This is a genomic window from Caballeronia sp. BR00000012568055 (assembly GCF_029439455.1).
Taxonomy (GTDB): Bacteria; Pseudomonadota; Gammaproteobacteria; order Burkholderiales; family Burkholderiaceae; genus Caballeronia.
In genome coordinates this window covers 1-696 of the sequence record NZ_JAQFVG010000193.1, presented here as the reverse complement: position 1 = coordinate 696, position 696 = coordinate 1, and the positions used below count along the sequence as shown (strand labels likewise).

The following is a 696-nucleotide window of genomic DNA, read 5'->3' as shown; positions in this document are numbered from 1 at the left end:
CGTGACATTGCGCGCGACGAGTTCGGCGAACACGTCAGCAGCATTGCCAAGCAGTCCGATCGATACAGGCTTGCCGCTCTTCTTCGCGTCTTCGATCATAGCGAGCGCTTCATCGAGCGTCTTCGCTTTCTTATCGACGTAACGCGTCTTCAGACGGAAGTCGATACGCGTTTCATCGCACTCCACCGCGATCATCGAAAAGCCCGCCATGGTCGCGGCGAGCGGCTGCGCACCGCCCATGCCGCCCAGACCACCGGTGAGAATCCAGCGACCATTAGGATTGCCATTGAAATGCTGATTGGCAACCGAGAAGAACGTCTCGTACGTGCCCTGCACAATGCCCTGACTACCGATATAAATCCAGCTACCGGCCGTCATTTGACCGTACATCATCAGGCCTTTGCGATCCAGTTCGTGGAAATGATCCCAGTTCGCCCAATGCGGCACGAGATTCGAATTCGCAAGCAGCACGCGCGGTGCATCGGCATGGGTGCGGAACACACCGACCGGCTTGCCCGATTGAATCAGCAGCGTTTCGTTTTCGTTCAGATCCTTGAGCGACGCGAGAATCTGATCGAAGCAATCCCAGTTGCGCGCCGCCCGTCCGATACCACCATACACGACCAGCGCATGCGGATGCTCCGCCACTTCCGGATCAAGGTTGTTCTGAATCATGCGATACGCCGCTTCGGCAAT

The 696-nt window shown here is 57.2% G+C and carries 1 pseudogene; it reads right to left on the bottom strand.

The window, feature by feature from the left end:
• Positions 1–696, bottom strand: a pseudogene (locus P7F28_RS09775) (urocanate hydratase); the annotation flags it as partial.